The 7930-nt window shown below is 29.4% G+C and carries 10 protein-coding genes and 1 pseudogene; all 11 read left to right on the top strand.

Features of this window, described 5'->3' with window-relative positions:
- A pseudogene (locus HCCG_RS12320) lies at positions 1–316 on the top strand (bacteriophage T4 gp5 trimerisation domain-containing protein); the annotation flags it as partial.
- A 73-nt stretch (positions 317–389) separates the two neighbouring features.
- Positions 390–824 (top strand): hypothetical protein, encoded by a 435-nt coding sequence (locus HCCG_RS11080; protein WP_002957643.1) that lies wholly within the window; start codon positions 390–392, stop codon positions 822–824.
- 7 nt (positions 825–831) lie between these two features.
- Positions 832–1479 carry a GNAT family protein gene (locus HCCG_RS11075; RefSeq protein WP_002957642.1) on the top strand — a complete coding sequence of 216 codons (648 nt, stop codon included), beginning with the start codon at positions 832–834 and terminating at the stop codon, positions 1477–1479.
- Between the two features lie 8 nt (positions 1480–1487).
- The gene (locus tag HCCG_RS11070; RefSeq protein WP_002957641.1) at positions 1488–4175 is read left to right on the top strand and encodes a DUF6402 family protein; all 2688 of its coding nucleotides are present in this window, start codon (positions 1488–1490) and stop codon (positions 4173–4175) included.
- Positions 4175–4630, top strand: a complete 456-nt coding sequence (locus tag HCCG_RS11065) for a glycosyltransferase family protein (RefSeq protein WP_002957640.1) — start codon at positions 4175–4177, stop codon at positions 4628–4630. The genes HCCG_RS11070 and HCCG_RS11065 overlap by 1 nt, the downstream gene beginning before the upstream one ends.
- Positions 4627–5004 carry a DUF6402 family protein gene (locus tag HCCG_RS11060; RefSeq protein WP_002957639.1) on the top strand — a complete coding sequence of 126 codons (378 nt, stop codon included), beginning with the start codon at positions 4627–4629 and terminating at the stop codon, positions 5002–5004. The genes HCCG_RS11065 and HCCG_RS11060 overlap by 4 nt, the downstream gene beginning before the upstream one ends.
- Positions 5004–5474, top strand: a complete 471-nt coding sequence (locus HCCG_RS12675) for a hypothetical protein (RefSeq protein WP_002957638.1) — start codon at positions 5004–5006, stop codon at positions 5472–5474. The genes HCCG_RS11060 and HCCG_RS12675 overlap by 1 nt, the downstream gene beginning before the upstream one ends.
- A gap of 621 nt (positions 5475–6095) precedes the next feature.
- Complete coding sequence (locus HCCG_RS12900; protein WP_002957636.1) at positions 6096–6227, top strand: hypothetical protein; 132 nt, start codon at positions 6096–6098, stop codon at positions 6225–6227.
- A gap of 438 nt (positions 6228–6665) precedes the next feature.
- Positions 6666–7286 (top strand): DUF6402 family protein, encoded by a 621-nt coding sequence (locus tag HCCG_RS11040; RefSeq protein WP_230197962.1) that lies wholly within the window; start codon positions 6666–6668, stop codon positions 7284–7286.
- Positions 7286–7714 (top strand): hypothetical protein, encoded by a 429-nt coding sequence (locus HCCG_RS11035; RefSeq protein WP_002957633.1) that lies wholly within the window; start codon positions 7286–7288, stop codon positions 7712–7714. The genes HCCG_RS11040 and HCCG_RS11035 overlap by 1 nt, the downstream gene beginning before the upstream one ends.
- Positions 7715–7759: 45 nt before the next feature.
- On the top strand, positions 7760–7924 hold the full coding sequence (locus tag HCCG_RS12315; RefSeq protein WP_002957632.1) for a hypothetical protein: 165 nt from the start codon (positions 7760–7762) through the stop codon (positions 7922–7924).
- The last annotated feature ends 6 nt before the right edge of the window (positions 7925–7930 follow it).

Here is a 7930-nt window from a genome sequence, read left to right as displayed (position 1 = left end):
TATACAAAGTGGGAGAGAATGTAATCTCTCTACCCAATCCCAAATGAATTTTAATGCTAAAGATAATATCTTATTCTTTGGTAAAGAATCTGCCTCGTTTGAAACACAAAAAGAACTTTCTTTTATTGCAGATAATACTGATATGGAATCTAAGAGTAATCTTACTGCCACAGCAGGAAATCAAATCCTTCACCAAGTAGGAGACACTTCTATTACTGCTAAGGGAGATTGTGTTATTATTAAAGCTGGTGGAGTAGAAGTAGTCATAGATTCTAAAGGACTTATAGTTAAAGGTGGGGAGATAAAGGCGGAGTGAGAGGTAAAGAAATGGGAATAGATAAACTTCTTCTGGCTTACTCTTTAATGATTTAATATATAAAGAATAAGTAATGAGCAATACAATCAAATTTCAATGCCATATACAAATATCTAGTAAGAAATTATTGGATAAAGTAAAAGGTAAAACGCTCTCCTTTATGGGAAATTCTAAAACCATAGATAAAAATGGAGAAGTTATCTTTACTTTTCCTAATAATACCAATCAATTTGAATTTGAAGTTTCTGACGAAAGATTTTATAAAAAAGCGAAAAATAATGTAGTTAGAGCTACAAATAATTACAATGATGCAAATAATACAATCTCTCTTAATCTTTTATCTAAACTTAGATTATATTTCAATGGAAAAGAGATCTATATAACCAATGGCAATAAGGCAATAGATTATTTTAGGGCTTATAGTGGAAATGCTTTAAGTATAGAGGAAAAAGAAGAATTAAAAGAACAATATGGGTATGAAAAGTTTGTGAGTTATAAAAGGAGTTAATTGCGCTATGAAAACAAAATTAGTATATGTTTTGTTTATGTTGTTTAGTTCTTATGCGCAGTTGTGGGCTAATTCTTTGGTGCTTAATCCTTTGAGTGTTGATTATTTACATTTAAGAGATGAATTTGATTTTACCCAAAAAGGCAATGTTTATGAAAAAAAATTTAGAATGCCACTTGATTTATGGAGAGATAATCTTTATGTAGATATTTTTATCTCTTTTGGCTATGCAGATAATTTAAATTATGTAAAAAGTAATGATTTAGAAACATTGCCAATACAAAATGCAAAAGACTTTTTTAATAGACTTGAGATTATAAAGTCTCCATATAATAACAAGCTTAATCTTAGTCCTAATTTTTGGATACCAGAGAGAAAAGAAAAAATAATGCAACTCTTAAAAGCCTATCACCCTAATCAATACTTTAAATTTAAAATTACTTTTATTCCTTTAGCAAATCCTAAAGCAAAACAAGAACAAATCATAGAGTTTCCTTTGTATTTCATAGGAAGCAAGCAAAAATATATAACAAATATGAGAGTAAATGTAAAAACTTGGAAAAAATATTATGTTAAACTTGAAGTTTTAGAGGATACGACTTTGCCAAATGATATTAAACCTCTTGTAATTATCAAATCTTCAAGTGACAAGTAGGAGTTTTTATGTCAAGCTACTATATACAAATTTTCATAGAGGAAGCTGGAACACCCTTAAATAATGGTGATAAATCTAGAGCAGGACATATGTGGTTTAAAATTTATGCACTTGATGAAGATAGTAATATTATAGAAGAAAAGAATGCAGGATACACCAGTAATGGTATAGTTAATAATGATAATATAACTTATCAAAGAGAAAAAGCTGCTTGTGAATCTCAAGCATTAGAAATTACACAAGAAACCTATGAAAAACTAAAAGAGTTTGCAGATAAAACAAATAACTATGCACAATCTTTAGGATTTGGCAATAATGATTATAATTTTATGTGGAATAGCTGTGTGGATTATGTATGGAAAGCCTTAGAAATTGCTGGGTATAACGAAAGGCAATTTGAGGGCAAATTAGTTCCAATGAAAAATTGTAAAACAATCCAAACAATAGTGCCACATACTAAATCTACAATATTCAATAGAGATGATTTATTTTATAATTTTAATAGCATTTTATATCCAAATTCATTTTTTCTTTTTGATTTTAATATAAGTAAAAACAACGAGAATATTTCACAAGTTAATCCCCTCCTATTGTTCCCCCACTCCCCCCAAGAAACCATCCTCCCTCCTAATACTATTAATTCTCATAGAAAGGGAGAAATACAATTCCAAATCCAAGCCTTAGATGAATACACAAGAATGCCTATTGCTAATGCAAAACTCCAATTACAAAATGTCAATCTAGGACAAGAGGCAATAAGTGATACTCAAGGTTTAACTACTTTTGAAATAGATTCCGAGCAAAATCTTAAGTCCTTTAGAGCTAAACTTATCCATAAAGACTACCAAGAATACCCTATCTTAGATAGAAGTATTATCCTCAATTCTATCAAAAGAAGAGAAAAGCCACTTGAATTAAGGTTTAAGCAAAAGTTAGATAATTTTGCAGTGCAGCAAGTTAAATTAGAACCAAATGAATATATACTTACAGACGCTAATAATGAAATCATTACTAAAAACTTTTATAAAGTGGGTGATACGCTTACATTAAAAGCAAGTTTTGATGAGAATAAAGTAAAAGAAAATGAGATTAAATGGGTATATAAAGCTATGAAACCTGATGAAATCCAAATGTTTCATCAACAAGATTCTAAAGATAAGAATCCATACAGCACACAACTACACCCTGTTGAACTTGATGAAATCCCAAAAGATACCTTACAAATCCTACAAGATTCTAAAACTTTTTTTTCAAATACTCCTGCTTATACGATTAAAAATATAAAATCCAACGAAGCAGAACCCGAAAATATCTATAAGGGCAAAACTTTAGAAATCACTATCCCTCAAGGCTTTGAAAATAAACAAATTGCTATTTTTGCTTACAAAAATGAACCAAATTGGAAAGTATGTCAAATTATAAGGATAAATGATTATCCTCAAATTACTATTGATTGCACCTTAGCAGAGACTTTAAGAGCTAATGCAAGAAATGATGAAATCTCAAGGCTTGGTTGGGGAGTAAGCTATATATGCCAAAGATTATGGCACGATAATCCTGCTAATGCTAAAGAATTAGGAGAATTGATATACATAGACTCTAGGCAAGAAGACTTTATAGATTCTATCCCTAATGAAACAATGAAAGAAATAGTAAAAGAGATATTGCCTAGAATAGAGATGAGGGAGTTTGCAAGAGAGATAGCTAATCAATGCCCAAAAGTAAAATCCCAAATTCAACAAAATGACAAGAATAATTTAAGATTCTATGTAGAGCTAGATTGGGACAAGTTTTATATGCAGTTTCCTTTGATGAAAGGGCTAGAGGATAAAATATTGAAAGTTCCTGCTTTTGGAAACGATATTAATCAATTTGTTAAGGATTCTATAAAAGAAATGACTTATGAATCTTTTGAATATGTTCGCAGAGCAACAGGGACACCAAAGATTTTGCATAATAATTTTTTTGATAGTGCTTTTTATGAAAAGATTATAGAATGGCTCAAAAGCGATTCTATACAAAAAGACTTACAAGACATTGTAAGCAGTAAAAATACAAATGCAAAAATAGTTGTTATGCTTGACAATATCTATCAAGGTTTTACAAAAAATGAGAAAATATTTTCATTAAAAGGCAATGATTGGAAAAGTGATAATGTCTGCAAAAAGCAATTTCTTGTTGATATAGAAAGACCTTATAAATTATGGGGGCAATGTATGCGTACTTATGGTTTGGGAGATACTGCTTTTGCAAGTATCTTGGATTTCAAAGAAGCCATAGCCCTTTATGCTTTAACAGGTAAATTTAATATTTATTATATTCCTAGCCTCTTTAAAATCACTCAAGGTAAAAATAATGCAATAGATATTCAAATTACAGAGATAAAGGCTTATATCTTTGATGGCTTTGATTTCATAGGCACATCAGGGCAATTTGTGGGTGCTTGGAATTATGAAAAAATGGAGTTTAAGGTATTTAATAGCACAAGAAAAATGTTTAGAGAAGTTACAGGTTCAACAAAAGTAATTTCTATTGGTAATGTCAAAGAAGCAAATGAGAATATAATGTTTAATCAAGACTACCAAAATACCCAAAAATATTTCAACTTAGGTTTAGACTTTAGGATTGTAACTCCTACATTCAAAAGCATAAAAGTCTATCCCTTATCAATGCCAATCCAAATAAAGCTAAATTGATGAATGTTGTAGATTCATTTATAATTCTATCAAAGGGGATTTTGACAGCATTTCTTTATAGTGTTGCTATGTTTTGGCTCGTGATTCCTGCAATGTTGCCTTTTATTTTTACAACATTTATTCCCAAAATACATAGAATGTTGCTCAAAAATGGAAGTATTGTTTATTGGATTATTGGTGGTTTTATTTCTTATATCATTTATATTGTAGTTCATTTTGTGGCATTTTTTTTTAAAATTGATATAGATTCTATGTATTTAGTGCTTCTTGGAGCAGTAATTTTTAATATTTATTCTACTATATATCTTGTGTTATTTAAGTTTTTTTCCAACAATAAACAAAATGCTTTTTTAGGCAAAAAAGAAAAGTATTTTTTATTAGGTTTAAATTTTCTTTTTGCTCTATTGTTTCCCACGATAGTCCTTATTTTTTTGGAAATGGTATTATCTATATGAAAACCTTAGAAAAAGAAATATCCATATATCCCACACAGATAAAGGCTTATATCTTTGATGGCTTTGATTTCATAGGCACACCAGAGCAGTTTGTAGGTGCTTGGGATTATGAGAAAATGGAGTTTATCGCGGGTGGTAGCATTTGGCAGGGGTATTTCAAGGATAATGCTGTTGATGTGGCAAATAAACTGCCGTTTGTGAACTTAGAAAGAAATAGTGCAAAGGACTTAAAAGAGGTTATAATGAGAAACCAAGATTATCAAAATACTCAAACATATTTCAATTTAGGCTTAGATTTTAGAATCCTTACTTCTACATTTAAGAATATAGAGGTGTTCCCTTTATCAATGCCTATTCAAATAGGAATAGATTAATGTTATTTATAGAGGGTTTGGCTAGTGGGATCATACTCTTTCCTTATAGTCTTATATTGTATCAGCTTGTTGTAGTAGGGCTTTTGCCATTTATCCTTATAAGTTTTGTGCCTAAAATTAGAAATATGTTTCTTAAGAAAAAGAGCATAAGATATTGGCTACTTAGTGGTTTATTGTGTTATATTGTGCTTACTCTAATAGCATATATAATGCTTTATTTGTCAATAAGAGAGTATGTTGTATTCTTTATGTTATCAGGTGTGGTGTTTTTTACTATGTATTCATCTGTGTATCTTTTGTTATTGAAATTTTTATCTAACAAGAAACAAAATGATTTTTTGAATAAAACAGAAAAATATTGCATACTTGGTTTAAACTTTATCTTTTCTTTGCTCTTTTATGCAATATGCAGGGTAATATTGGAATATAATTTATTTAGCGAAGTAGCTAAGTTTTTTAAAGAAATGTAGCGATAAAGGAAGCCATAATGCGAAATCTCAACTACCAAAACACGCAAAAATATTTCAACTTAGGTTTGGACTTTATCGTTACTAGCAAAAGCTTTAAAAACATTAAGCTTCCAAATAATTTGGATACAAGAAATCTATTTAGGGTTATAGTAAAACGCGAGACTAGATAATGACTGATGGATTTGGGTTTTTAGTTATTGCATCCTTATTTGATATTTTTATATGTCAGATTGTAGCACATATTCCACTTTTTGTGATATTTGCTATTGCAGACAAAAAATATAATCTTTTTGCAAACAAGCGTTTTATTATAAGTATTGTGTGTGGTGGCATAGTTAGCAGTGTATTGGGTAGTTTATTAGGTTGTATATTGAGAAAGGAAACAATAGAGTATGTAAGGATTCTTGCACCTATTATTTTTGGCAGTATTAATGTATTGTCTTTTTTCTTAGTATGGTGCTATGTATGTTTTCTTACATATAGAGCATATAAGAAGCAATGGGATAAAAGAGTATATAATACAAGACATTTTTTTATCACTGTCTGCTCGTCTAGTATTACGCTCTTTCTAAATGGCTTTTATTTATCTTATAAGCTTAGTTAAATGCAAGGAACTATTTTATGCAAAAACAAGACTACCAAAACACCCAAACTTGCTTTCATCTCGGTTTGGATTTTAGAATCCTTACTTCTACATTTAAGGATATAGAGGTGTTCCCCTTATCAATGCCTATTCAAATAAAGGTAAATTAATGAGTGTTTCTTTTCTTGAGTTTATCTTTTATGTTGTTGTTTTATATGGTATTGCACTGCTTGTTTGGAGTGTGATTCCACGAGTAAATACAATAATACATAAGAAAGATTTTATAAAATATTGGGGTATTTATAGTGTGGTATATTGGATAGTGGCTGTGCTTTTTTGGAGCTTTTTTAAAAGCTTGAAGGTTTATAGCATTTATGAATGGCTCGGGTTCTACTTAATCTTTATAATACTATGTATTGTATCTGTCATATATTTTGCAATCTTTAAATTCTTTAGTAATCAAGAAATCATCAAAAAACCCTTATCTAAAAATGAAAAGATAGGCATAGCTATGGTAAGCTTTTTACACTTTTTACTTTCACCCATACCATCTCTAGCATTTTTTTATATAATACAGAGACTTATGAGTTTTTTAGTGAGGCTAATTGGTGGATTACATATACTGTCATAGCATCTCTGACACTAACTTTGGGATAGAATATAAACTAAAATCTGAAGAAAACTCAAACCAAGCCATAGCTCTTTATGCTCTCTCTGGTAAATTTCAAATCTATTATGTGTTAGATACATTTGAGATAAAAAAGATGAATGAGAATGAAATAGCTATATATCCTAGACAAATTAAAGCTTATGTTGATGATAGTTTTGATTTTAGAGACCAAAACCATATTTTTAATGATAATGGAAGTATAAAAGAATTAGGACAGCCTGTGGGTGCTTGGGATTATAAAGAGGTGAGATTTGATAGAGATGTTTCGGAACAACAGATGAATAAATATGCAGAAAAAAGCGGAACATTTAGTGCAAATAATGTTGGCGCATTTTTCTTTCTTTCTCTTCGAACAAATACCGCTATAACTAAAAAAGAATATTTAGACTATAAGCAAATAAATATCTATCCAATTTACAATCAAGACTATCAACAAACTCAAACATACTTTCATATAGGTTGCGATTTTCTAGTAACAAGTAAGACTTTTAAGGATATAGTAGTTCCACAAGATGCTAACTTAAAAAGAATATTTAAAATAATAATAAAGGATTTTTGATGGATGGTTGGGGGTTTTTATCGTATGCGGCTATTATTCAAGTTTTAATATGTTTAGTTGCGGTTAATATAATAGTAATATTAATTTTATTTTGTTATAGGTATAGAATTAGAAAGTATATTAATCAGTATCCTACACTTTTTTGTTTAGGTAGTATATTGGGAAATTCTTTAGGTACTATATTGCATATAATAAAATCAAGAGGTGTTGATAATTTTGTTGAAAGTCATTTCGTTTCAATATTTTATTTACCCTTAATAACTCCTATTCATATGAGCCTAATCTTTATCGTCTTATTTTTAATTATTTATTATAAAAATCCGCATTTTAAAATAACGCCTTCATCTAAAACAAGAAGTTTTAAATTTGGATTCTTATTTTTTAGTATTGTAAGCTCTATAACATTTTGCATTACAAAAGCTACATAAATTAAAGCTTATGTTGATGATAGCTTTGACTTTGGGGACAAACCTATGCAGTTTGTAGGTGCTTGGAATTATGCAAAGATGGAGTTTATTGTGGGAGGTAGTATTTTGCAAGGAGTAGATAAAAATATTTCAAAAGATTCAGATAACAATATGATGAGGAATAAAGATTTTATCAACCAAAGATTCCACATTTTTAAAGGCTTATTATGACTAGCA

The organism is Helicobacter cinaedi CCUG 18818 = ATCC BAA-847 (genome assembly GCF_000155475.1).
In the GTDB taxonomy this organism is placed as follows: Bacteria; Campylobacterota; Campylobacteria; order Campylobacterales; family Helicobacteraceae; genus Helicobacter_C; species Helicobacter_C cinaedi.
Note: the sequence above shows the minus strand (reverse complement) of the source record. Positions and strands in the feature narration are given on the sequence as shown.